Annotated in this window: 17 protein-coding genes and 1 pseudogene; 6 read left to right on the top strand and 12 right to left on the bottom strand. The window is 58.4% G+C overall.

Annotated features, from left to right (window positions below; translation table 11 throughout):
- Window positions 1-27 precede the first annotated feature (27 nt).
- The 7 genes from EO087_RS15530 to pmbA form a co-directional block, all read right to left on the bottom strand.
- Complete coding sequence (locus EO087_RS15530) at window positions 28-1,317, bottom strand: condensation domain-containing protein (RefSeq protein ID WP_128899654.1); 1,290 nt, start codon at window positions 1,315-1,317, stop codon at window positions 28-30.
- 5 nt (window positions 1,318-1,322) lie between these two features.
- On the bottom strand, window positions 1,323-2,291 hold the full coding sequence (locus tag EO087_RS15525) for a glycosyltransferase (RefSeq protein ID WP_128899653.1): 969 nt from the start codon (window positions 2,289-2,291) through the stop codon (window positions 1,323-1,325).
- A gap of 58 nt (window positions 2,292-2,349) precedes the next feature.
- Window positions 2,350-3,675 carry a glycosyltransferase gene (locus EO087_RS15520; RefSeq protein WP_240669077.1) on the bottom strand — a complete coding sequence of 442 codons (1,326 nt, stop codon included), beginning with the start codon at window positions 3,673-3,675 and terminating at the stop codon, window positions 2,350-2,352.
- Window positions 3,668-7,690 (bottom strand): non-ribosomal peptide synthetase, encoded by a 4,023-nt coding sequence (locus EO087_RS15515; protein ID WP_128899652.1) that lies wholly within the window; start codon window positions 7,688-7,690, stop codon window positions 3,668-3,670. Before EO087_RS15515 ends, EO087_RS15520 begins: the two co-directional genes overlap by 8 nt.
- A gap of 327 nt (window positions 7,691-8,017) precedes the next feature.
- Entirely contained in the window at window positions 8,018-8,338 is a 321-nt protein-coding gene (locus tag EO087_RS15510; protein WP_128899651.1) for a non-heme iron oxygenase ferredoxin subunit, read from the bottom strand.
- A 159-nt stretch (window positions 8,339-8,497) separates the two neighbouring features.
- Entirely contained in the window at window positions 8,498-8,923 is a 426-nt protein-coding gene (locus tag EO087_RS15500; protein ID WP_128899650.1) for a DUF4870 domain-containing protein, read from the bottom strand.
- Window positions 8,924-9,024: 101 nt separating this feature from the next.
- Entirely contained in the window at window positions 9,025-10,395 is a 1,371-nt protein-coding gene (pmbA, locus tag EO087_RS15495) for a metalloprotease PmbA (RefSeq protein ID WP_128899649.1), read from the bottom strand.
- A 110-nt stretch (window positions 10,396-10,505) separates the two neighbouring features.
- Between pmbA and EO087_RS15490 the strand changes: the two genes are divergently transcribed.
- Complete coding sequence (locus EO087_RS15490; RefSeq protein WP_128899648.1) at window positions 10,506-10,745, top strand: DUF1653 domain-containing protein; 240 nt, start codon at window positions 10,506-10,508, stop codon at window positions 10,743-10,745.
- On the top strand, window positions 10,742-11,284 hold the full coding sequence (yjgA, locus tag EO087_RS15485; RefSeq protein ID WP_128899647.1) for a ribosome biogenesis factor YjgA: 543 nt from the start codon (window positions 10,742-10,744) through the stop codon (window positions 11,282-11,284). Before EO087_RS15490 ends, yjgA begins: the two co-directional genes overlap by 4 nt.
- A gap of 50 nt (window positions 11,285-11,334) precedes the next feature.
- On the opposite strand, the gene tldD is transcribed toward yjgA, so the two are convergent.
- From tldD to rng, 3 genes are all read right to left on the bottom strand, one after another.
- The gene (tldD, locus tag EO087_RS15480; protein WP_128899646.1) at window positions 11,335-12,774 is read right to left on the bottom strand and encodes a metalloprotease TldD; all 1,440 of its coding nucleotides are present in this window, start codon (window positions 12,772-12,774) and stop codon (window positions 11,335-11,337) included.
- Window positions 12,775-12,893: 119 nt separating this feature from the next.
- Window positions 12,894-16,691, bottom strand: coding sequence for a YhdP family protein (locus tag EO087_RS15475; RefSeq protein ID WP_128899645.1), 3,798 nt, complete (start codon window positions 16,689-16,691; stop codon window positions 12,894-12,896).
- A 93-nt stretch (window positions 16,692-16,784) separates the two neighbouring features.
- Window positions 16,785-18,278 carry a ribonuclease G gene (gene rng, locus EO087_RS15470; protein ID WP_128899644.1) on the bottom strand — a complete coding sequence of 498 codons (1,494 nt, stop codon included), beginning with the start codon at window positions 18,276-18,278 and terminating at the stop codon, window positions 16,785-16,787.
- A 270-nt stretch (window positions 18,279-18,548) separates the two neighbouring features.
- On the opposite strand from rng, the gene EO087_RS16975 reads away from it, so the two are divergent.
- The 4 genes and pseudogenes from EO087_RS16975 to EO087_RS15460 all read left to right on the top strand — a co-directional run bounded on the left by EO087_RS16975 (window position 18,549) and on the right by EO087_RS15460 (window position 22,925).
- Complete coding sequence (locus EO087_RS16975; protein WP_343133123.1) at window positions 18,549-19,232, top strand: efflux RND transporter permease subunit; 684 nt, start codon at window positions 18,549-18,551, stop codon at window positions 19,230-19,232.
- Window positions 19,216-19,848, top strand: a pseudogene (locus EO087_RS16970) (efflux RND transporter permease subunit); the annotation flags it as partial. The gene EO087_RS16975 and the pseudogene EO087_RS16970, both read left to right, overlap by 17 nt.
- Window positions 19,849-19,960: 112 nt before the next feature.
- A complete protein-coding gene (locus EO087_RS16965; RefSeq protein ID WP_343133120.1) occupies window positions 19,961-21,736 on the top strand; it encodes an efflux RND transporter permease subunit in 1,776 nt (591 codons plus the stop codon).
- Between the two features lie 10 nt (window positions 21,737-21,746).
- Window positions 21,747-22,925 (top strand): efflux RND transporter periplasmic adaptor subunit, encoded by a 1,179-nt coding sequence (locus EO087_RS15460; protein WP_164931868.1) that lies wholly within the window; start codon window positions 21,747-21,749, stop codon window positions 22,923-22,925.
- A gap of 205 nt (window positions 22,926-23,130) precedes the next feature.
- Here the strand turns inward: EO087_RS15460 and EO087_RS15455 are convergent, their stop codons facing one another.
- Both EO087_RS15455 and EO087_RS15450 read right to left on the bottom strand, forming a co-directional pair.
- Window positions 23,131-24,495, bottom strand: coding sequence for a 3-deoxy-7-phosphoheptulonate synthase class II (locus EO087_RS15455; protein ID WP_128899642.1), 1,365 nt, complete (start codon window positions 24,493-24,495; stop codon window positions 23,131-23,133).
- The gene (locus tag EO087_RS15450; RefSeq protein ID WP_128899641.1) at window positions 24,492-25,004 is read right to left on the bottom strand and encodes a disulfide bond formation protein B; all 513 of its coding nucleotides are present in this window, start codon (window positions 25,002-25,004) and stop codon (window positions 24,492-24,494) included. The genes EO087_RS15455 and EO087_RS15450 overlap by 4 nt, the downstream gene beginning before the upstream one ends.
- Window positions 25,005-25,009: the final 5 nt, after the last annotated feature.

Raw genomic sequence — 25,009 nt, 5'->3', positions numbered from 1 at the left:
TCGGCAGCATGGTGTCGGAACTGGTAGCTATCGTTGCCAGTTTCGATGATGTGGCTCTGAAACTAACGCATGCTGCCCTGCATGCGTTTCAAGCAACGTCATGAATTGCCGTTGCAGCGCGTCGATATCGGCATGGCTCAAACATTTTTCGTCACCCAGATAAATGAAACGCAGCTGGCCATGCAGCGAATAAGCCATGATGCCCAAAAGCCTCACCACGAATGAATGCACAAACAGGCGAAAATCCTTCAACGCAAAGGGCGCATCTTCGTCCAGCACGTGAATATTGCCGAGATTGGAAAATGAAAATACCCTTCGGTTGCCGCGGCCGCGCAAGACATTCTGCAACCGGACGATCGATCGCATCTTGCGCGCGGAAGGCACTTTGATCATTTCAAAGAGCTGATGTTTCCTGGGGATATTGACCAGCTCCTGCTCTATCTTCAGCTGAACTTCTTCGTGGATCTCGCGCGCCCTGGTCCAGAAATCCGTCGTATCATTCTGCCCCGTCTTGATCTTGAAACTGCCCCCGCTGAAAAACAGCATATCGCTCTTGATCATGGACAGTCGCCCTCGCCGCCCATCGAAAGGGCTATCTATCCAAGCCGGGGCCTGCCTGCCAAACGTCGCATGCAATGCTTTGTCCAGCACTGCCAGCAAGGCCGTATGCATGGATACGCCCTCCAGCTTGCAGCGCTGCTTTAACGTCGCCGACAAGCCTTGGCTGGCACTCCATTCCCGGTAAATTTCTTTGTTTTCCACCCGCTTCCGGGAGCCTGGAACCAGCGAGACCGCCGTATTGATGAAGCGCGCCGCACGTTGCCGCTTGAGTAGACCCTCATCACGCAAATCGCCAATGATGTTGTGAAGGGTCAAGGGCGGATAAGGAACCAGGGTCTCATCGCTATAGACCGACTTCAATATCTCCCTGACCAAGATAAGCACACTCATGCCATCGCAGATGCGATGCGAGGTCGTGACAAGCAATTCGTTGACCGGCCCCGATCTCATCCAGACAACACGCAACTGCGGCTGATAATGTGGAATAGGCACCGTCAGCTCGGCCTCGCGTTCTCTGGCGCCATCATCGTCCGACCTTATTTCGACAAGGCGCAAAGGAATGGGCCCTGCCGTATCCGCCTCGTAGTAGAGTTCACCGTTCTCTTGGCGGATCAGCGCCCGCAATGCGGGATGTTTGCGCTGCACCCGATCGAGTGCGCAGCGAAGTCGACCCAAGGAAAGGCAACCATCCACACTGACCAGGCAGGTGATATTGCCATCGATCAGATGCTCCACGGTGGAAAGCTTCTGCTTCATGCTTTCTATTCAACGGTTGCTGACGAATGGTTGCGGATGATGATCGGTTCACGCGCGGGCCGTTTGCAGAATGCAGCGATCCTTGGGTGTCTGCTCTCGAAGGTACCTAACATGCCGAACCGTCCATCCACGTAACCGGCAACCATCGCGACAAGCTTGCGCAACTTCTGCGGCTCGAACAGCACGACGCAAAATGCCCAATGGATAGCCAATAGGCCACTCAGCCAATGCAACGACCATTTCGACCGGTACAGCCTTAATGAATGAACAGCATTGCGTGTACCGTAATAGCGTCGCCATGCGGCGTGGTTGGTGGTAAACAACTTGCCGTGCCGCTCAATGCGCCCCGTGGTTTGACGCATAGTCACCGCAGCATTCATATAAACCGGTATGCCCGAACTCGTCGCACGCAGACCGTATTCGACGTCGATACATTCAATGAAATAATCCTCCCTGAAGGCGCCCAGCGTACGGTACACCTGTGCGGATATGGCCGATCCAGATGAGATCACGAAGAGCGTGGGAAACAGGCCATCCGTTTCGTTGTCAATGCGGAACGGTTTGGGGAATTTTTTCCCCGGCGGCGTTACCGGCATGCATCGCTGCAAATTGATCTCATAGACTTTCGGTCCCACGATGAATTTGTCGGCGGCAAGCCCCGCGCATGCTTGCATCATTTTCAGGAAAAACTGCTCTTCGATAAGCGAATCCTGATCGAGCAGAAAAATCACTTCGCAACCCTGCTCCAGCAGCAACTCGGCACCTCGGTTGTAGGCACCAGCAAGGCCACCTTGGTTGTGATTGAAGATGACGGTGGCGCCGGATTGTCGCAGTGACTCGTGAAGATCGTGATTTTTCTCGGACGAATTATCGACGGCTATAACGTGCCGACATAGCGCCATTGCCTTATGAAGATTGCCCACGAATGCTTCAGTGGGGTAATAGAGCACAAAGATAAGGCCAAAGGTTTCCATCGATGAAAACTCACCATGTTCGGGTGTAGGTTGGGGTGTAAACCCCAACCTGTTTAGTTCACATTGACACGGCCATGTTGGGGTTTGCACCCCAACCTACGTCCGGCGTCACCAATCCCCATCCTTGTAAACAAGCAATCGCCCGTGCCACACCATTCTCCGCACGCACCTTTTGACCCAACGCCGCAGCCGAATCCCGCATGGGCTCTTGCATCGCCATGGTGATGGCAGCAGCGAATGTTTCGGCATCCATGCTACGCCGGTCAACGGTAGGCGGTGCAACACCCTGGCGCTGCAAACAGCGCGCCCAGAACGGTTGGTCGCCATAGAAAGGCACGATCACTGAGGGAATGCCTGCGCGCACGGCCGCAGCGGTAGTGCCTGCTCCGCCATGATGGATGGTCGCGGACATGCGTGGAAACAGCCAATCATGTGGAGCATCGCGGGTAAAAAAGATATGGCCGTCCTGCTCCCCTTCCCCGCCCGCGAGGGCGCCCCAACCTGTGGCAAGCACGGCACGCTGACCACTCTTGCGAATACCATCGAGAACAGTTGTGGTAAAATGTTTGGTTTGCGCACTGACCATGCTGCCGAAGCCGACATAAATCGGCTTGGGGCCATCGTCGAGAAAATGCCGCAAAGCCGCAGAGGGCTGCCAATCGGGTTGGTCCAGAAACCAGTAACCAGCGATTTGCGCGGTAGCCGGCCAATCCGCGGGGCGCGGCACCACATGCCGGCTGAAACCGTACACCACGCGGTGATGCCCGTTGCGAAAATAAGGCCCGTACCACGGATAACGTGGCAAGCCAAGCTGCGGACGCACGATGTCGTTAATGGCTGGCTTCATCACATGCCACACCAGCAGACGCAGCACGTTGTACAGGGGCATGTTAAAAGCCTGCGGCAACCTACCTGCGCCCGACAACACCAACGGCGGCATGAGGCGCGATGGCGTCAGCGGTTGCAACTGCGCGGCGACAAAGGGAATGCCGCGCGCCTCCGCCACCGCCTTGGCCAGCAGCGTGCTGTTGGCCACGCCAATCAGCAAGCCAGCACCCTCTGCCGCGGCCATTCCTTCACGCGCCCAGTGCGTAGCCCACTCGCTGTAGAAGCCTCGCGAGATGCGCGCCATGGCCACCATGTTCAAGCCTTGCTCAGTGATCTCGCGGTTGGAATCGAGCAAGCTCTGGAAATTGGCGGTCAGCGGCGAAAAGTCTAGCCCTGTGGAGCGCACCATGCTTTCAAAATTGTCGCTGGTGACAATGCGCACCGGATAACCTACACGCCGCAGGCCAACACCCAACGCCACACAAGGCCGGATATCACCCTGTGTACCGATGGTGAAAATGACGATGGGAGCACCTTGGGCGATGCTGTCACGCATAGGCCAAGCTCCCCCCAAGTGGCGTGCCAGCATCCATCGTTGGCTCGCCATCAGCAGCGGGAACGCGAATGGATTGCAGCGCATGCAGCCGCTGCATCACCCGTTTGCCGATATGCACGGCATGTTCGGGGTCCAGCATCGCCTGGTGATGACAAGCCACGTCGTGCACATCCAGCCAGCCATCGACATAGGGACGCCAAGCTTCGGGCTTGTCATGAAGCTGACTGCTCAGGTCGACCTCCTCTTTGATCGTCGCGTTAAGGAACATCACGTCAGCGTCGATCCGCCGCGGCACGTGCTTGCGCGCCAACATCAGGTTGTTGAGTGTGACAGCGGAGACGTGCTCAATCAGACGTGGATCCTTGCGGGCGATTTCCTGCACCAGGGGCATATCGAATACCTTGTATTCCTTGCACAGCAGATCGGTGAGCGCGACGAAGTCCGCGGGTGGATTTTCCATGGCGTGATGATGGAAACCGAGGAAGCGAAGGATCGACCGGATCTCATGCGGCGGGTTGGCTTCTGCCTGTGCACTATCGATGACGAACGGATATGCATCCAGCAAAGCAAGGAATTCCACCTGCTCGCCCGCATACTGCAATTGCGCCGCCGCTTCGTGCGCGATCAAGCCTCCCAGGGACCATCCCAGTATGCGATAGGGGCCTTCCGGCTGGATTCGCCGCATCTGTGCCAGATAATCCGCCGCCATCTCCCCGATGCTTTCAGGTAGCGGCGCCTCACCGCGCAAGCCACGCACTTGCAGTCCGTACACCGGCAGTTCGTCGTCCAGATAACGTAGCAGACCTGCATAGCCCCAGCTCAAACCCACTGCCGGATGAATGCAGAACAGCGGACGTTCGCGTCGCGCCATCCGCAGCGGCAGCAGCATGCCGAGTGGATCGCTGCCGATTTCCACCCGCTGCAGATTAGCGGCCAGGTCGCCAAGGGTAGAAGCCTCAAACAGCGTTGCCAGCGGTAATTCTTTGCCAAAATGTTCGGGAAAGAGCGCAACCATTTCTGCTGCCTTGAGCGAATCGCCGCCGAGCTGGAAGAAATTGTCATGCCGCCCGATACGCTCCACACCCAACACCCGCTGCCATAGCGCGACAAGTTTGATTTCAATCTCGGTCACCGGGTCGGCATACACCTTTTCGCTGGAACGCACAGGCACTGGCAACGCCCTGCGATCGAGCTTGCCACTGGATGTCAATGGCATGGTATCGAGCACGATGAGCTGTGCGGGAATCATGTAGTCGGGCAGGAACTTCGCCAAATGCTGGCGCAGCACGTGTGCGTCGGCATGCATACCCGGCCGCATCACCACGTAGCCAGCGAGTGCGCAGGCGCCACCTTCCTCACCATGCACGGCTACTGCTGATTCAGCAATCGCGGCATGTCGCGCGAGCTGATATTCGATTTCACCCAATTCGACGCGATGGCCCCGGATTTTCACCTGGCCATCGGCACGGCCGACGAAGTGAAGCAGTCCCTGATCGTTCCAGTACACCCGATCGCCGGTGCGATACATGCGAGTGCCATCGCCCGTGAAAGGATCAGCAAGGAAACGCGCCTCGGTGAGCTTGTGATGATGCAAATAACCCTTCGCCACACCCGCACCGGCGATATACAGCTCACCTATCGCGCCGGTCAGCACGGGTTGCTGGTTGGCGTCGAGAACATAGAGCCGGGTATTGAGGATGGGACGGCCAATCGATGGAGCATCAACACCGTCCTCAGCATCAAGTTCAAATACCGTGGACCATACCGTCGTTTCGGTCGGCCCATAGCATTGAATGACACGCGCAGCGCGATGCTTGAGCTGCCTGGCCAACTCGGCATTAAGTGCTTCACCACCCACCAGCACGTTCACCTGACTCAAATCCAGGTCCGAACTTGCCAGCAGCACCTGCCAGAACGAAGGGGTGGCTTGCATGTACGTTACGCGATGCTGACGGATCATTCGAGCCAATGCAGGAGGCGTACGAACCGCTTCGCTTCCCGCCATGATTACGCAAGCGCCAACCGTCAAAGGAAAGAGAACCTCCAACACAGCGATATCAAACGTCATGGTCGTCACGGCCAGGAAACGGTCGCTGGCCTGCAACCCTAAGGGCGCCCGCATGCCTTGCAGGAAATTAGCAAGATTGCGATGTGTCACCTCAACACCTTTTGGCTTGCCCGTCGAGCCGGAGGTGTAAAGCACATAAGCGGTCGCATCGGCGCCGACGAAATCGGGCTCGTCTGGCACCGCCTCCGATGACACATCCAGTTTCTCGGGATGTAAAGCCATCATTCCACCAAGCGCAAATTGCTCGCAAAATTCGCACGTAGCGACCAAGGCAATGGGCGATGCGTCTCTCAACATCATGGCGATGCGTTCCCGCGGTCCGTTCGGGTCGATGGGAAGATAAGCCGCGCCTGCGCGCATGATGGCCAGAAGTACAACGATCCACTGTTCGTTACGTGGAAGCATGACGGCAACGATGTCACCAGGGAGAACCCCATCGGCGATAAACTGCTTGGCTTGCTTTACGCTTCGCTCGTGCAGCTCCTGGTAGGTTACGACAGTACCCTCAAAAATCAGCGCCAAGGCATTCGGATTCAAGGCTGCCTGAGCTGCAACCAGAGCAGGAAGGCTGTTCAACGAAAGTGGCGCTTCCGTTGCATTCCATTCGTGCAGCAGCCGGTGGCGCTCGTCAGCGCCAAGCACATCGATCTCCTGTAGTGCTTGGGACGGATCAGCCAGCACCGCTTCGACGAGCAGCACGAGTCTGCGGCGGTGCTCATCCAACTCCGACATGCTGTAGAGGGCAGGATTGGCGTCAAAGTCGAAGCGCAATTCGCTGCCATCACCCCGATCGTAAACAAATACCGTCAAGTCCTCGGCTGATCCATTCGACACATTGTGTGAAATGGCGGGAGAACCTGCGAAACTTAGTTGATAGTCGAAGGGTTCGATATTCACGCCCAACCAGGCAAGATGCTGGCCTTTAGTAACCAGACCAACATCCTTCCGAACATCTTCGTAACGGTATTGCTGATGCCGCAATGTCTGCCTTACTGCCTGCGCGACCTGCGCAAACAGATCGACCGCCGTCATGCCCGGCGTAAAGCTGAGGCGGATTGCTACGGCATTTGCGACCATGCCGGGGCAACTACGTAACCGCGCACTCATGCGTGCCGATACCGGCATACCCATGACAAGGTCATGAGCACCTGTGGCGCGATGATAATATGCCGCCACCAGCGCGATCAGCATTTGCGGAAGACTGGTGGCTGTCTGCTTACCCAACTCACGCAGACGTTCCACGGTGGCGATAGAGAAGTACCCCGTGCTTCGCCGCAAGCCACCCATGCTGCCTCGGTGGGTTCCTCGTGCGAGCGACACTGCCTCGGGCAGACCCGCAAGTTTTTCCTGCCAGAATTCACGATCCCGATGAAAGCGGCTCGAATCGCGATAGTTCGCCTCGGCTTCTAGCAACGCCTTCAGCGGACCAAACTCACAGGGTTCAGGCTCGCGTCCTTCCATGTACGCCGTGTAAAGCTCAGCCAGCCGGCGCGCGATCAGGCCACCGCTGTAGCCGTCGTAGACGATGTGGTGTGCGCGTTGATACCAGTAATAACGATTGTCTGCGGCCTTGAACAACGCACTGACAAACAAGGGATCGTTGGCCAGGTCGACGGGACGGCTCAATTCTTCCAGCATCCACACCTCGGCCGCAGCGCGGGGATCGGCCTCTTGGCTCACATCCAGATAGGGAAAATCGCCGTTGTAAACGGCCCGCACGAACTGCCTCGGCTGGCCGCGATGCTCCACGACACCTACGCGCAAGGTCTCCGCCTCACGCGTGACCTGCCGTAACGCCTGCATGAAAATAGCCGGCTGTACCGGGCCGCAGATCTCCAGCATCTCGGCAATGTTCAAGGTGGCATCCGCTGCACCGATTTTTTGGCCCACCCACAATCCACGTTGGGCGGTGGTCAATAGCAGCGATATCTCTGGCTCGAGGTTCATTGCGCTATCTCCTTGCGATGGCAAAGCTCATCTGTCACGGCCTGATACGCCATGAATAAACGCGGCTTGCTTTATGAATTACGCAATTTCACCAGCCGCGTTAATGCCTGCGACCAGCACATTCGAACTGATTTATTACTTCCGACTCGCGACATACTCGCAGCCACAGCGTCAGCACGTCCTCCGTGCACGTCAGTGACCGACGCTTCCCTTCGTGTAAAAAATCACATGGCACCCCACCATGTGGGCAACATCACACTCTCTTCGCACATCGAAATCATATGCTGCGATGTATCAATTCAACGATGAAATCTTCGTCAACATTTTTTAGTAACGATCGTCGCGCGTCCAGATCAAGCCATCGCTTTCACGCACGGGAAAGCGATGGATCGGCTCGTAAGCCGGAGGGCAGGTTGGTTGCCCCGTGCGCAGGTCGAAACGTGCACCGTGACGCGGGCACTCCACTTCGAAACCGATCAAGTCGCCACCCGCCAGTTCGCCACCGTCATGGGTGCAGATGTCTTCCACTGCATACAGATCACCGTCGACATTGAATATGGCAATAGCGGTATCACCATCCCAGACCACTTTGAATTCGCCAGGCAGCAGCTCCGAGCGCGCTCCCACTTCCACCCACGTTTCACTCATGACGCTGTTTCCGAAAATTCCTTGATCATCCATTCAAAGCGCAACGCGTCGCGGTACGGAATACCGAAACGCTCATTGCCATAGGGAAATGGCGAATAGCAGACAGTACAACAGATGCTCAACTCACCCATCAAGCACGTCAAGTGCCCCGAGACATGGCTACTTGATCAACCTCAACGTGAAGGGATAACGGTAGCGCACACCATCATTCGCCTTTACTGCGGCCATGATGGTCAACACCAGCCAACCCACGCCAATCACCACCCACATTGGAATCGCGATGACCAGGCCGATACCGAAGGTAATGGCCGATAACACCACCAGAACTAACGTGGCAATGGCCACACTGAGATTGAAGTTGAGGGCTTCCTTCGCCTGATCGTTGACGAAGGGCATGCTGTCCTTCTTGATCAACCAGATGATCAGCGGACCCACGAAGCACGCAAAGCCCCCACCATGCGATGAACTGACCAAGGCACCAAGCAAGGCGGAAAGATGGGCCATCATCGCCCAGGTGCGCTCCTGGGCCGGGACATCGTTGGTATCGCTCGGCGGCGGTACCACGGACTCGGGCGGAACGCTCATATGCATCTCCTCCTTTCAAGTCACGCAAACGTCGGTATTGTGCCGGTTGAAAGCATCCTAGCAGGCTGTGTAGTTCCCGGCGTGAACGCGTCGTAGCCCTGTTACTCCCCGGCAATCGTCATGTTACCCAGCAGAATCGAGCCGGTAAGCAGATGCGAACGCTTGTCCACATCGCTACCCACTGCCTGGATACCCGCCAGCATGTCGCGCAGGTTGGCGGCAATGGTGATCTCTTCCACGGGATAGGCGATTACCCCGTTTTCCACCCAGAAACCGGCGGCGCCACGCGAATAGTCGCCGGTGATCGTGTTCACGCCCTGCCCCATCACCTCGGTCACCAGCAAGCCAGTGCCCAGGCGCCTGAGCATCCCAAAGAAATCATCGGGCACACCGCCATCCGCATGACCAGATTCGACCACCAGATTGTGGATGCCGCCGGCATTGCCGGTCGACACCAGGCCCAGCTTGCGGGCGGAATAGCTACCCAAGACGTAACGCGCCAGCACGCCGTTTTCGACCAGAACGTTATCGCGCGTGGCCACGCCCTCCGCATCGAATGCACCGGAACCCTGGCCACGCAGCAAATGCGGACGCTCCGTGATATTCAACCAGCCCGGCATGATCTGCTTGCCCGCATGATCGAGCAGGAAGCTGGCGCGACGGTACAGCGCGCCACCACTCACCGCGCCGATCAGATGGCCAATCAGGCCACGAGCAACCTCCGGAGCGAACAGCACCGGACTCTGCCGCGTGGACAAGCGGCGTGCACCGACACGTGCGAGCGTGCGTTCTGCCGCCTTGTCACCGAGTACCTTGGCACTGATGAAGTCATGGGCGCTGCGCACGCTGTCGTACCAGCCATCGCGCTGCATGCCAGCCTCATCGCCCGTGATCAGCGCCAACGATAGGGAATGCCGCGTGCCGCGCTCGCGCCCGACAAAGCCATGCGAGTTGGCGTAGACCGACACGCTCTCGCCGGCCTGCACGCTGGCGCCGTCGGAGTTGGTGATGCCCGCATGGGCACGTCCGGCCGCTTCGATCTGCTGTCCCAGCGCGATCGCCTCGCTGGTATCGATGGCCCAGGGATGCCACAGGTCAAGCTCAGGAAACTGTGTGGCCATACGCGAAGCATCCGCCAGGCCGGCTGCTGGGTCTTCTTCGGTGTAGCGGGCAATCGCGCAGGCCTGGTCGAGCGTGGCCTGAATCGAATCGGCGTTCAGGTCAGCGGTGCTGGCCGAGCCTTTACGCTGACCGAAGTACACGGTAAGCCCGAAGCCGCGGTCGCGGGTATGCTCGACTGTCTCCACCTCACCCAGGCGCACGTTGACGCTGAGGCCCGTGTCGATGCTGGCCGATACCTCCGCCTGGCTGGCACCGGCCGCGCGGGCGCGATGGATCACGTCTTCGGCCAGGCCGGCCAATCGGTCGAGTTCACGCCGGCTGGCGTCCTGGTTGATCGCAACTTCGCTCACGTAGGTTTCCTGAAGGACTGTCGATGACAAACGGGTACAATACGCGGACATGGGGCCGCCCAGACCCATTGCCAATGCTTGAATCCACAAGGTTGCCATAGGAGCGGCCGATGTCCATAGCCACGGGTATCTACCGTCACTACAAAGGCCAGAACTATCGCGTGCTGGGCACCGCCCGGCATAGCGAAACGATGGAAAAGCTCGTCGTCTACCAGGCGCTTTACGGCGATTTTGGACTATGGGTAAGGCCCGCCAGCATGTTTACCGAAAGCGTGGAACTGGATGGCGAGCCCATCCCCCGTTTTGCCCTGATTGAAGCTCAACCTGGCGCCATCCGTCCCGAGTCATGATTGTGAATCGCACCACTTACACCAACGACCTCGACAACGACTACGGCCCGACCCGTACCCAGCAGCGGCGCGATGCACTGGCGGTACTGGCGCTCGCCACGCAACTGTCGGAATTGCCGCCGAGCAAACTCGCCCGCATCGATCTGCCGGAAGATGTACTGCGCGAAATCGACAACCTGCGCCGGATCACCTCGCACATCGCGCGCAAACGCCAGTTAGGCTTTCTGGCGAAGGTGATGCGTCGGCACGACGACGAAGCCTTCGAAGCAGCCAAAGCGCTGCTCGGTGAAAACCGCGACCAGCAACGCAAGGAAACCGCAGCCATGCATCGGCTGGAAGCGTTGCGCGAAAAATTGCTGGAAAGCGAGGACGCACTGCAGGAATTGATCGATCAACATCCCACTATCGATCGCCAGCATCTGCGTTCGCTGATTCGCCAGGCGCGTACCGAACGTGAAGCGAACAAACCGCCACGTGCGTATCGGGAAGTTTTTCAGTTGTTGAAAAGCTTGGCCGAAGACGACACGCAGGCCCATTGATACAGGTCGGCGCACCCAGCAAGGGTCGAAGACTCACTCAAACCGGGTATTCAGGACGCAGTACCACCTACTGTCATGCTCTCCACGCGGAGCGTGGGTTGACCCACGCCCACCGGCACGCTCTGGCCATCCTTGCCGCACACGCCAATACCTTCATCAAGCGCCAGATCGTTGCCGATCATCGACACGCGTGTGAGTACATCCGGGCCACTGCCAACCAGCGTGGCGCCCTTCACCGGAGCGGTGATCTTGCCGTCTTCGATCAGATACGCCTCGCTGGCGGAGAACACGAACTTGCCGTTGGTGATGTCGACCTGACCGCCACCAAAGTTCACCGCATACAGGCCCTTCTTGACCGAACGGATGATGTCCTGCGGATCATGCTGACCGGCCAGCATGTAGGTATTGGTCATGCGCGGCATCGGCAATTGTGCGAAGGACTCACGGCGGCCGTTGCCGGTCGGCGCCATGCCCATCAGCCGTGCGTTGAGCTTGTCCTGCATGTAGCCCTTTAGAATGCCGTTCTCAATGAGTGTGGTGCATTCGGTGAGCGTGCCCTCGTCGTCCACGCTGAGCGATCCGCGGCGTCCCGGCAAGGTGCCGTCATCCACGACCGTGACGCCCGGCGCGGCAACCCGCTGGCCGATGCGGCCGGCAAACGCGGAACTGCCCTTGCGATTGAAATCCCCTTCCAAGCCATGACCGATGGCCTCATGCAGCAGCACACCCGGCCAACCCGGGCCAAGCACCACGGTCATGGTCCCCGCTGGGGCATCCACCGCATCGAGGTTCACCAAAGCCTGACGCACAGCCTCATCCGCGAAAGCCATGGCGCGACCGTTTTCCAGCAGCTCGCGATACCCATAGCGACCGCCGCCACCGGCATAGCCCTGTTCGCGGCGACCGTTCTGCTCGGCAATCACCTGCACGCTCAGGCGCACCAGCGGGCGCACGTCGGCGGCGAGCGTGCCATCGGAAGCGGCCACCAGCACGATATCGAGAGTGGCGTTCAGACTGACGATCACCTGCTTGACGCGCGGATCGCGTGCACGCGCATAGGCATCCACCTCGCGCAATACGGCAATCTTGTCGGGGTTGGGCAGGCTGTCGACCGGATCAATGGCCGGATAGAGCGACTTGGCACCATGCAGCGCCAGCGGCTTGCCAGCACCGTTGCCGCCTTGTGCAATCGCGCGCGCAGCCTTGGAGGCTTCCAGCAACTGCGGCAAGACGATTTCGTCGGAATAGGCGAAGCCGGTTTTCTCCCCACTGATCGCCCGCACACCCACGCCCTGTTCGATGGAATGACTGCCGTCCTTGACGATGCCCTCCTCCAGCACCCAAGCCTCGCTGCGCGAATGCTGAAAATAAAGATCGGCAGCATCGATGGACGGCCCCATTAACTGCGAAAACACGCGTTCAAGGTCACTGGTCGCCAGACCGCCAGGGGTGAGTAAGCGGCTTTGCGCCTGGGCAATAAGGGAATTCATGGGATGTAGCCAATTTGATCAGGGAACACGCCCCGGATTTGGGGGTTATTTAATCAGTTTAAAACCGGGCTAGGTGTGACGTCGATGGCAGGCGCGTATCCGGTTACGCCGGATGCAAGTCACAACCCAGCCGGTGCAGGTGCGGAAGCAGCGGCAGCCGGCTTTTCCGACGATGCGGCGGAAGTCGGTGCCGCTTCGGCGGATGCACCACCCGATGTCATCACCGGCTTATCCCAGGTGCCGCCCACGTGATAGCGCTGCGTGGCAACGTGACTGAGCCCTTTGCCCAACACGCCCTGCACCGCCAGACCTGCCGCCACGCCGATGGGACCTGCGATCACCGCGCCCACCACTGGCAAGCCGCTGCCTACGTGAGGCAATACGACAACCTCCTGATCGTAGTCCTTGGCGCGCAAACCGGTGCGCCCGGTAATACGGATCTCCGCCGCTGGCCCCTGGATTTTCAGGTTGTGGGTGATCGCGTTGCCATCCTTTAACCCGAAATCGCCGGTGATCGAATCGAAGCCGAAACCCTTGCCGAACACGTCGCCGAAGTCCAGCGACAGGCGACGCGGAAATTCCACGATGGAAGCCAAACCGAACAGGCGTCCTGTCATGCCCGGCGATGCTTTGGGAATGCGGCCGTGGGTGACATCCACTTTCAGATTGCCATCCATGTTGCCTAGCTCAAAAGCCCAGGGACCACCTGGCCACGTGGCGTTGAGCTCGGCATTCGTCTTGCCGCCTTCGAATAGATCTTCGTAACCGAAAGTCTTGAGCATGTCGCCCATATTGTCCGCACTGAAATCCACGCGCAGATGCGTGCTGCTCTTGGTTGGCGTGCCGTTCCAGTCGCCGCTTGCGTTGATCTGCACGCTCTTGGAATGCGTCGACAGCTCATCAAGATGCATACCGGTCGCTGTCGGCCAGGTTTCAAGACGCGCTTCCCCAAGTTTTGCCTCATCCAGGCGCAGGTCGTGTATCCAGATATGCAAAGGTGGCATGCCAGCAGGATCCATGCCGGTATTCGCCGGATCGGCCACCCGCGCTGGTGCAACGCCCGGCTTCTTCGGCGGCGAGGTCGGTTCCTTGGGCCAATACATGCGCTGCAGACGTGCGGTGATACCTTGCTTGCCCAGCCCCTTGGTTGGCACGCTGAAATGGCCTGCGACGGATTTGCTATCCACATCCAGTTCGAGCGTGTCGACCTTGGGCGCCGCGGTGATGTGCATGTGATCGAAGTCACGACCGAACATTTCCGCGTGCTCGGTACTGACGTCGATGGTTTCCAGACTCAACCCATTGTTCGCGGTACTGCCGCCGATGGATTGCTTGACCCAGCCGGTGACATCAAGTTCTGATGCGTCACCGCGAATGCGTATACCTTGCACCGGCAAGGTGTCAGGCATCTGATCGCCAAAGGCGAAGGTCGCCGCAAGAGGCGACTGATCTCCCGCCGGCAGGCGCAAACGCCCGCGCACAACCGATCCCAGTGCCACTTGCAAGGTGTTGCCAGTGGTCGGCAAACCCATCGTGGCATGCAAGGGCATGGTGGTGTCCGCCGGTTTGTTGAGCGGCACGGGAAAATTCAGACCCACACCCGACAGGGGCGAATCGATGCTGAGTGTCTGCACATCGGCACCAACGTCCGAAGCATGCGCAATCTGATAGCCGATGGTGAACAGACTGCGACCGCTGGCGATATTGCCAAGCCATTTCAGTTCCGGGTAACCCTGCAGCAATTCCGGCACGGTGTAGTTGCCGGAAAGCGTTGCTGAAAAAACGGTATTGGGATCACCCGTGGCCTGTGCAATGGCAAGATCGAGCTGGGACGGCTCACCACGGAATCCACCCGTCAGGGGCGCAGCGCGGAAGCCATGTCCGTCGAACGTCGCCGGGCCATTGAGCTTGCTCAACTGCAGATTCCACTGCGGCGCAGCGAGATCGACGTCTTTGAATTGCACCGTGCCATCTAGCAGGAAATCGTTCGTGTCGTGCGTGGGCAGCGAAAGATGGAAATCGAAACTGCCGGTACCGCCAAGTTGAAGATTGGCGAGTATATCCGCCTGCTTGCTCGCAATCGGACTCTTGCTGACGAAGTTGAGCAGATCCGATGCATTGCCATTACCGCTTAAATTGAGATCCAACGTGGTATGCGCAAGCTCGGGTATCACCGCGATGGCATTGCTTACTTTCACACCCAGTGAATCACCACTGCTGGCCTGTACCAGCATGCCGGCGTCGATAAAGTTGGCAACAGCCTGGATATGCTCGGCCACCGGCCAATTCTTGCCATAACTGAGGGTGAGATCGTTCAGCTCGGCACGTGCTTCGAAACGACCTTCGTTGTGATGGAACGGCCAATTGGCAAGGCTGCCTCGAATCAGGATCGCGACGTTATCCATCGAACCGCTGACGAACGCCTGATCCAGCCATGCAATGGCCGACGGATGCATCGAGTCGATCGGCCAGAACCATTTGGCCGCGGTGACATTTGCGTGCGGCATGCTGGCATAGATATCCAGAAACGGACGTCCGCCATCATGTGGCAACTGGATCTCACCCTGTGCATTGCCACTGTAGTCATGACCTTCAAAATCGAGATGGGCGATGCCGATATGGGTGGCGTCGTCGTCACGCCAAAACGCGAAGTCACCTGCAAGGTGACTCATCACGAATGGCTGGCGGAAGGTATGCGGCATGGTGATCGACACGGGTTGCTCGGGCAACTCCAGCGAAATGGCTTCCGCATCCCCGCGTACTTCGCCATGCAGTTGATCCACACCCGGCAGTTTGCCAACGGAGGTGATGCCGAGGTTGTCGAACGTGCCGTCCAACCGTTGCAAGCCATCCACCGCATCCCAATGCACGACCGCATGTTGCACATGGCCATGCGGCTGGCCGGAAGCAAGCCATTGAGCAATACCCGGCGACAGTCCGGGTTTCAATCCCAACCACGGCACTATGGGCGCAAGTTGCAGATTGCTCGCCATCACATCGAGTTTGGCCTGAGGCGTGCCGAAGGCGTCCGCTTCAGCCAGCAAGACACTTCCATCAGCACCCGCCCAGTGAACGGTGTAGCTGTTGTCATGACCCGCTAATTCGGCAAGGCCGCTCCATGCCGGTACGCTTACTTTCACGCCGGAGGAATAGGTAACAGCCAGATCGCGCAAGTTGAACTGCAACAGGTCGCGCACGATCTTGCCCTGCCGCCAGTCCATCCACACGGCAAGATTGCCGTTGCCGCTGTCGACCGTATAACCACCCAAATCGACGCCGGCGAGCATGCCGTGCAGATCGGCGTTCTGCGTAGCGAACCAGAATTGGCCGCTGGCGCCGTCATCGCGGAATCGCCCTGCCGCCTGCAGATCACCATGGGCTCCCACGCGATGTAGGCGCGCGCCCACGCGAATGTGGTTGCCCTGATGGGTGATTCGCAACGGATCGGCGAGCAAGGTATATGGCTGGTTGAAGCGCGCATCGTTGATATTGACACGCAAATTATCCAACCACAGTTCGACGGAAAGACGGCCGAACGAAATAGTCTGACGCTGTGAGCCGCCTGCCACACCAAGGCCGTTGATATGCCAGCCGCCTTCAAGATCACGGCTCAGGTCCAGTTCCAGTCCACGCGCCTGGAGATTCAGCAGGTGCCTGGAGGGAAACAGCCAGCCGCCGAAATCCAGCTTCAGGTCGACCTCTGGCACATGCAACGGGCTGCCAGCGACGCCTTCTTCCTGTGCTACCACGAAGTCATGCATGATGAATCGTGGGCCGGACGGCTCCCAGCCACCTTCTAGCGAAGCAAAGCTGACCTGCCGATGGAACCTGTTGCTGAGCTCAGCGGCGACCCATTGCGGATGATTCGCCAATAACGGCAACAGCACCTGTGCCAGGGCAGCACTGAGTGCAAGCATAATAACCAACACGCCCGCAGCCCAACCCAGCCCACGTGCGATGCGATGCGCCCATGATTTCCAACGAACCTTTACCAAGCGCTCGTTCTCGTATTAAAGCAGTACAACATCGAATTGCTCCTGCGAATAATGCTCCTCAGCTTGGAAGCGTATACTTTTGGAGATGAACTCTTCCAATTCAGCCACAGCGGTAGACTCTTCTTCGAGAATGCGACCCACCACATTGGGGCTAGCCATCACCAGCAGCTTCTGCGCATTGAACTGACGCACGGCGCGGGTGATCTCGCGGAAGATCTCGTAGGTAACCGTTTCGGCAGTCTTCACCGTACCGCGCCCCATGCAGGCCGGGCACGGTTCGCATAGTTGCCGCTCCAGGCTCTCGGTGGTGCGTTTGCGCGTCATTTCCACCAAGCCCAGCTGCGACATCGGGTAGACGGTAGTCTTGGCGTGGTCACGAGCTAGGCCCTTTTCCAGCATGCGGATGACTTGGCGTTTGTGCTCCTCGTCGGTCATGTCGATGAAGTCGATGATGATGATGCCACCCAGGTTGCGCAGCCGCAGTTGGCGAGTGGCCGCCTGCGCCGCTTCCAGGTTGGTTCGATAAACGGTTTCCTCCAGATTGCGTGTGCCGAGGTAGCCACCGGTGTTGACATCGATGGTGGTCATCGCTTCGGTCTGGTCGACGATCAGGTAGCCCCCCGATTTCAACGGCACTTCCTTACGCAATGCGCGCTGGATTTCGTCTTCCACGCCGTATAGGTCGAAGATTGGACGTTCACCGACGTAATGTTCCACGCGATCGTCCAGATTCGGCATGAACTTGTGCACGAATTTGGTAACCTTTTCGAAGGTTTCGCGGGAGTCGACACGCACTTTCTCGATATCGTCGTTGAGCAGATCGCGTAGTGCGCGCAGAGGCAGGGAAAGTTCCTCATAGACACGTTCGCCGACCTTCGCCTTGGCGATGTTTTCCTGTACTACGCGCCACACCTTGCCCAGATAGGTGACGTCGAAGGCCAACGATTCCGCCGACTGCCCTTCAGCATTGGTGCGCACGATGTAACCGAGAGGGTTTTCACCGATCAGCAGGGTCAGCACGCCTTTCAGGCGCTGCCGCTCGGACTCGTCCTCGATACGGGTGGAAATACCCAGCGTACGGGCATGTGGCAGCAGCACCAGGTAGCGCGAAGGAATCGAAAGATGGGTCGAGAGCCGCGCACCCTTGGTACCGATCGGATCCTTCATCACCTGCACCACGATTTCCTGACCTTCATGCACCAGCTCGCTGATCGAGAGCATGTGACTGCCATTACCATTGCCGCCACCCGCGGAAGGCTCTTCGGCAGCTTCCGGTAGCGGTGGCCGGATGATGTCCGAAGCATGCAAGAAGGCCGCCCGCTCCAGGCCGATATCCACGAAAACGGCCTGCATGCCGGGCATGACCCGCTGCACCCGGCCCTTGTAGACATTGCCCACGTAGCCCTGGCGGGATGTCCGCTCGACATGCAATTCCTGCAGCATGCCGTTCTCCACCACGCCGACCCGAGTCTCGCGCGGGGTCATATTGATCAAGATTTCTTCGCTCACTGACTTCCCCGAAGTTCTGGGGGGTGCCCTGCCGTCAGCCAAGGTACCCCAATGCCGTTCTTTATAGCGGCTGCGCGCAAGAGCTGTCGATGCGCAACGCACAGCTCCTGCTGTGATTAGGCATCATCCGCAATGATCTGTGAAAAAGCACAGTGCCTCTGGCCTATGGTTGTCTTCGCGAAAATTGTCTAGGCTACTATCTTCTTGGCAACCTCTATGTCAGCCTTCCGTGACGCCCGCTCGTCCGTCGGCTGATGGAAAACATCGGTTATGTGGATCGTCAAAATTGCGCTTGAGCGTCCGCTCACGTTTATCGTTCTGGCGCTGCTGCTATTGATCCTGGGGCCGCTGACGATTCTTCGCACGCCAACCGATATTTTTCCGAACATCGATATCCCGGTGGTCTCCGTCGTATGGAACTACACCGGACTGCCTGCCGAGGACATGAATAACCGCATCGTCAGCGGCTTCGAGCGTGCACTTACCACTACCGTCAATAACGTCGAGCACACTGAAACGCAATCGCTCAACGGCGTGGGCGTGGTGAAAGTGTTCTTCCAGCCGAACGTGAAGATCGACATGGCGATGGCACAGGTCACAGCGATCTCGCAGACGGTGCTGCGCTCGATGCCACAGGGCACCACGCCGCCGCTGATTTTGGTCTACAACGCATCGACCGTGCCCGTCCTGCAATTCGCAATGTCGTCCAAGGAATTGTCGGAAACCACCATCTTCGACAACGCCAACCAGATCGTGCGCACGTTCATCACCTCGGTACGTGGCGCGGCAACACCTTACCCCTACGGCGGCAAGCAGCGGCAGGTGCAAGTGGACCTGAATCCACAGGCCTTGCTGGCACACGGCCTTTCGCCGAACGATGTGGTTACGGCGATCGCTAACCAAAACCTGATCCTGCCAGCCGGCACCGAGAAGATCGGTGACACCGAAATATAGCGTCCGATTGAACGGCAGCCCGCAGCAGATCGACGAACTGAACAACGCCCCGCTGCGCACCGTCAACGGGATTACCACCTACATCCGCGATGTGGCCCATGTGCACGACGGCTCGCCGCCGCAGACCAACGTGGTGCGCGTAAACGGACAGCGCGCAGTGCTGATGTCGATCCTCAAAATCAGTGACGCGTCGACGCTGGATATCGTGGACAGCCTGCAAGGCATGCTGCCGGCCATTCGTGCGGCAATTCCGCCGAACCTGCAGATCAACTCGCTGTCCGATCAGTCATTGTTCGTACGCGCAGCCATTTCCGGGGTGATCCGCGAAGGCGTGATCGCGGCCGGCCTGACCGGCCTGATGATCCTTTTGTTCCTGGGTTCATGGCGTTCGACGCTGATCATTGCGATCTCGATTCCACTTTCCATTCTTGCCTCGATCATCGCCCTGTCTTCGCTAGGTGAGACGATCAACATCATGACACTAGGTGGTCTGGCGCTGGCGGTCGGCATTCTGGTCGACGACGCCACGGTAACCATCGAGAACATCAATTCGCACTTGGAAGAAGGCAAGGAAGTTTACGACGCGATCATGGAGGGTGCGCACCAGATTGCCGTACCGGCCTTCGTTTCAACCTTGTCGATCTGCATTGTGTTCGTGCCGATCTTCTTCATTGGGCGGTGTCGCCAAGTATCTGTTTGCACCATTGGCCGAAGCTGTGGTGTTCGCGATGCTTGCATCCTACGTGCTATCCCGGACATTGGTGCCGACGCTGTCCCTGTTCTGGCTGAAGAAGCACGATCATCATGCTCAGCCAAACGGACCGCTGGGCCGTTTCCAGCGTGTCTTCGAGCGCGGATTTGAGCGCGTTCGCGAAGGTTACCGCGGTGCACTGGAAACCACGGAGCGGCATCGCGGCCTGTTTGCGATCCTGTTTTTCGCAAGCTGCGCCTTGTCGGTAAGCCTGCTGGTTCCATGGCTTGGGCGCGACTTCTTCCCCTATGTCGATGGTGGCCAGGTCAAGCTCCATTTCCGCGCGCCGACAGGTTTGCGCATTGAGGAAACGGCACGACTCGCCGATGGTATAGAGGGGGTGATCCGGCAAACCATTCCCAAACAGGAATTGGCCAGCATTGTCGACACACTGGGCCTGCCCTATAGTGGCATCAACCTGTCCTACAGTAATACCGGCGTGGTCGGTACGTCGGATGGTGATATCTTCGTCACGCTCGATGAGGATCACCACCCCACTATCGAGTACGTGCGAAGCCTCCGCGAACAGCTACGGCAGAAATACCCTAGCGTGGTGTTTTCCTTCTTGCCTGCGGACATCGTGGGCCAAATCCTCAATTTCGGTGCACCGGCACCTATTGATGTGCAGGTGTCCAGTCATGATGCCAACGCTTCCGCCAAAGTCGCCAAGGAACTTTACGGTGACTTGCTGAAAGTGCCGGGGTTGGTTGACCTGCGCATCCAGCAAGCACTCAACCTACCGCAGATCAATGTGAATGTGGATCGTACCCGCGCCAGTCTGGTCGGCCTGACCACCTATGATGTGGCCAGCAACCTGCTCACCGCACTGGCAGGCTCGTCACAGGTCAATCCCACATTTTGGGTCGATCCCAGAACAGGCATCAGCTATAGCATTGCCACCCAGGCACCGCAGTACCGCATCGATACGTTGCAGGAGCTGAAGAATCTGCCCATCAACAGCACCAGCGCCACCCAGCCAGCCAGCAGCAGCTCAAGCGGCGGTGCGGCAAGCCAGATCCTGGCAAACCTTGCGAGCTTCTCGCGCAGCAGTGGGCCCGCGGTAGTCACCCACTACAGCACCCGTCCGACCATGGATCTGTTTGGCTCGATCGACAAGATCGATCTGGGAAGTGTGGCGCGTGATGTACAGACGATCGTGCAAGAACACTCCAAGCACTTGCCGCGCGATGTGAGCATCGATATTCGCGGCCAAGTGCAAACCATGCAGACGTCGTACAAAGGATTGTTGGGCGGCCTGCTGTTCGCCATCGTGCTGGTATATCTATTGATTGTGGTGAACTTCCAGAGCTGGCTGGATCCGCTGATCATCATCGCAGCCCTGCCGGCGGCACTGGCAGGGCTGGTATGGATGCTGTTCCTCACCGGCACGCCCTTGTCCGTGCCAGCCTTGATGGGCGCCATCATGTGCATGGGCGTGGCGACGGCCAACTCGATCCTGGTGATCAGTTTCGCTCGCGAACGGCTGGCTCATCATGACGATCCAGTCAGGGCAGCGATCGAAGCGGGCTTCCAGCGTTTCCGCCCGGTGTTGATGACGGCCTTTGCCATGATCATCGGCATGGTGCCGATGGCGCTTGGCCTGGGTGAAGGCGGCGAACAGAACGCGCCGCTGGGCCGCGCCGTGATCGGTGGCCTGCTGCTGGCGACCGCGGCCACCTTGTTCTTCGTACCAACCTTTTTCAGTCTGATGCATCGCAGCCACAAGACAGATGGCGATGCAGCAACAGCGTGAGATCACAAGCATGTCCAGCGCAAATGTTCAACGCCAACCCGCCAAACGTTCGCAAGGCGCGCGACTCGTTCTTGTCGGCCTGGGTGTCGTACTCGCCGGATTGGCCGTATTCGGCATCGTCAAGCGTGTGCACGCGCGGCGCGCGTTGACCAACGAAACCGATCGCAATGCCATTGCCACTGTCGCCATCATGACACCCAAGAGCGCACCCATGGATCAGGCTTTGACGCTACCCGGCACCGTGGCTTCCTGGCAGGACGCACAGATCTACGCGCGCACGACAGGCTACGTCGCCAAATGGTACGTGGATATCGGCGCCAAGGTGAAGAAAGGCCAGCGTCTGGCCGACCTGGATACACCCGACGTCGACAATCAGTTGCTGCAAGGCAAGGCGCAGATGCGCACCGATATTGCCAACATGAACTTCGCGAAAGTCACCGCCGACCGCTACCAGAAACTGGTCACGCAAGGTCTGGTGGCGACACAAACCGGCGATCAGTATCAGGCGCAGTACAAAGCGGATGTCGCCACAGTCGAGGCTGATAAAGCCAATGTTGCACACCTGCAGAATCTCGAAGACTTCAAATACATCACCGCACCATTTGATGGCGTGATCACGCAGCGCAACCTAGATGTGGGGGCACTGGTCGATGCCGGCTCCACCGGCGCCAACCTGTTTGTGATTGCCGACACGAGCAAGTTGCGCGTGTATACCGACGTGCCGGAAATCTACGCCGCGAGCGTAAAAATTGGCATGTCGGCGCAGGTCAGCCTGAACACCTATGGCGCGAAACCGATTGCCGGGGAGGTGGCACGCACGGCGGATGCGCTCGCTCCGAACACACGTACGCTACGCACGGAAATCGATGTCGACAACGGTGCACAGGAACTGATGCCGGGCGTGTACGCCAATGTGAAACTGGCGGTATCGACCGCGTCGCGCGATTTGATCGTGCCAACCAATACCTTGTTGTTCCGCAGTGAAGGTCTGAGCGTCGCCGTGGTAGATAACACCCAACATATTCATCTGCAACCGATAACACTAGGGCGCGACTTTGGCAGCACGGTGGAAGTGACTGCCGGATTGAGCGAACAGGATCACGTTGTGTTAAATCCATCCGATTCAATCTACGAGGGACAACAAGTCAACATTACCAAGAACAACATATCGCAGCCTGCAGCGAAGTGAACTCAATCGACTGGCGTATGCCCATGCATGGCAGACACCGAAGTTTCTGAACACGGTGGAAGGAAAACCGCCGATGGCGAGTACACCTTGAAGGGAATGCACATTAGGCATGCCGCCGCGGATGCGCGTCACGTCAGCAACTTGCCCGTGAATGATCACACTCGACGCAGGAAACGGCCCTGCTCGGTGAAGCAAGTTTTTTGCATCACGCCATGCTGCCCGACTTGCGTACGATCAACATCGCCAGCTCCAGTGATTGCTCGTAATTCAGACGCGGATCCACGATGGATTTGTAGGCCCGCTGCAGATCGGCTTCGCTGAGGTCTCGCGCGCCGCCCGTACACTCGGTGACATCCTCACCGGTGAGTTCCAGATGCACACCGCCCAGGCGCGTGCCGGCGGCGGCGTGAATGTCCAGCGCCTGGTCGAGCTCGCTGCGAATGTTGTCGAAGCGGCGGGTCTTGTAACCCATCGATGTGCTTTCCGTATTGCCGTGCATGGGGTCGGCCACCCACAGTACGCGTCTGCCTTCACGCTTTACCGCATCAAGCAGCGGCGGCAAGGCCGTGGCGACTTGTGTATGGCCCATGCGATGAATCAAGGTCAGGCGACCCGACTCGTCTTCGGGGTTCAGTGTTTCGATCAAAGGCAGCAATTGCTCCGGCGTCACCGAGGGCCCGACCTTCACCGCAATGGGATTGCGGATACCACGGAAATATTCAATGTGCGCGCCGTCCAGCGCTGCCGTGCGCATGCCGATCCACGGAAAATGTGTGGACAGGTTGAACCAGCCTCGATGGCGCGGTACCTGGCGCGTTAGCGCCTGTTCGTAATGCAGCAACAGCGCTTCATGCGACGTGAAGAAATCCACACGCGTGAAGCTAGCAATGGGACCTGCCAGCGTTTCCATGAAACGCAATGAATCACCGATACCCTTCACCATGCGGCGATACTCGGCTGCCAGCGGTGAATGCTCGACCCATGCGAGATCCCAGTACTCGGGGTGATGCAGGTCGGCGAAACCACCGTCAATCAATGCGCGCACGAAGTTCATCGTCAATGCGGAGTGCGCATGCGCGCGAATCAGTCGTTGCGGATCAGGACGGCGTGCCTCGGGCATAAATTCCGGTGCGTTGATCACGTCGCCGCGAAAACTCGGCAAAGTTACTCCGTCGCGCGTTTCGGTATCGGCCGAGCGCGGCTTGGCATACTGCCCAGCAAAGCGCCCGACGCGCAGCACCGGCTGCTTGAGACCGTGTACCAGCACCAAGCTCATCTGCAACAACACTTTAAGACGATTGGAAATGATTGGACTTGTGCAGTCGGCAAAGCTTTCCGCGCAATCACCACCCTGAAGCAGGAAACGCTTACCCTCCTGCGCTTCCGCCAGCGCCTGTTTCAACGCCAGCACCTCCCAAGAGGTGACAAGCGGCGGCAATTGCGTCAGTTCGGCAATGGCACGGGACAATTCTGCAGGGTCTTCATACTTGGGCTGCTGCAACGCCACGCACTGCTGCCAGGACATGGGCGTCCAGCCCTGGTGTCGGATGGCACTGATGGCCTGACTCATAAACGTAACCTCGGAGCAGTGCGTTGCAGGGCGGCGCGAACAGCCAAAATCGACAACAGGATGTACCAGATCGAGCTCCACAGCGGTATCGGCAAGCCCAGGATCGGTTGGATCTTGGCGCATTCGCCGGACCCGGTGAACACCATTTTCAGCACCTTGGCTATCGGGAAGGCGTCGAACATATAGGCCAGGTTGGGGCCACAGGCCGGAATTTCATCCGGTGGCAGCGACTGGATCCATAGGTGACGCCCTGCCGTGACGAGACCGAATAGCGCTCCAGCAAGTACCAAACCAGTATAAAACCAGCGGCCGCCGGCCTTGGGGCCATGAATAGCCCCCACTAGGAAAAACACTGCCATGACCATGAAGCCGATACGCTGGAAGATGCACAGTGGGCACGGCTCCAAGCCCCATTGATATTCGGCATACAGGGCGAACCCAAGCAAGGCGATACAGATCAGGAAGCCAACAAGAAAGCTGACGCGGTAGGACCAACGGAGAAGATTCATAGCAA

This window comes from Dyella sp. M7H15-1, from assembly GCF_004114615.1.
In the GTDB taxonomy this organism is placed as follows: domain Bacteria; phylum Pseudomonadota; class Gammaproteobacteria; order Xanthomonadales; family Rhodanobacteraceae; genus Dyella_B.
The sequence above is the reverse complement of the archived record's forward strand: the minus strand, read 5'-3'. Positions and strand labels throughout refer to the sequence as shown.

Excerpts from the sequence above, each read along its gene's own strand:
- EO087_RS15490 (WP_128899648.1), top strand. The coding sequence starts at position 10,506 with ATGTCCATAGCCACGGGTATCTACCGTCACTACAAAGGCCAGAACTAT.
- EO087_RS15530 (WP_128899654.1), bottom strand. The coding sequence starts at position 1,317 with ATGAAGCAGAAGCTTTCCACCGTGGAGCATCTGATCGATGGCAATATC.
- EO087_RS15475 (WP_128899645.1), bottom strand. The coding sequence starts at position 16,691 with ATGCTTGCACTCAGTGCTGCCCTGGCACAGGTGCTGTTGCCGTTATTG.
- EO087_RS15515 (WP_128899652.1), bottom strand. The coding sequence starts at position 7,690 with ATGAACCTCGAGCCAGAGATATCGCTGCTATTGACCACCGCCCAACGT.
- EO087_RS15450 (WP_128899641.1), bottom strand. The coding sequence starts at position 25,004 with ATGAATCTTCTCCGTTGGTCCTACCGCGTCAGCTTTCTTGTTGGCTTC.
- EO087_RS16965 (WP_343133120.1), top strand. The coding sequence starts at position 19,961 with ATGCTTGCATCCTACGTGCTATCCCGGACATTGGTGCCGACGCTGTCC.
- EO087_RS15510 (WP_128899651.1), bottom strand. The coding sequence starts at position 8,338 with ATGAGTGAAACGTGGGTGGAAGTGGGAGCGCGCTCGGAGCTGCTGCCT.
- EO087_RS15455 (WP_128899642.1), bottom strand. The coding sequence starts at position 24,495 with ATGAGTCAGGCCATCAGTGCCATCCGACACCAGGGCTGGACGCCCATG.
- EO087_RS16975 (WP_343133123.1), top strand. The coding sequence starts at position 18,549 with ATGTGGATCGTCAAAATTGCGCTTGAGCGTCCGCTCACGTTTATCGTT.
- EO087_RS15460 (WP_164931868.1), top strand. The coding sequence starts at position 21,747 with ATGTCCAGCGCAAATGTTCAACGCCAACCCGCCAAACGTTCGCAAGGC.
- EO087_RS15525 (WP_128899653.1), bottom strand. The coding sequence starts at position 2,291 with ATGGAAACCTTTGGCCTTATCTTTGTGCTCTATTACCCCACTGAAGCA.
- yjgA (WP_128899647.1), top strand. The coding sequence starts at position 10,742 with ATGATTGTGAATCGCACCACTTACACCAACGACCTCGACAACGACTAC.
- tldD (WP_128899646.1), bottom strand. The coding sequence starts at position 12,774 with ATGAATTCCCTTATTGCCCAGGCGCAAAGCCGCTTACTCACCCCTGGC.
- EO087_RS15500 (WP_128899650.1), bottom strand. The coding sequence starts at position 8,923 with ATGAGCGTTCCGCCCGAGTCCGTGGTACCGCCGCCGAGCGATACCAAC.
- EO087_RS15520 (WP_240669077.1), bottom strand. The coding sequence starts at position 3,675 with ATGCGTGACAGCATCGCCCAAGGTGCTCCCATCGTCATTTTCACCATC.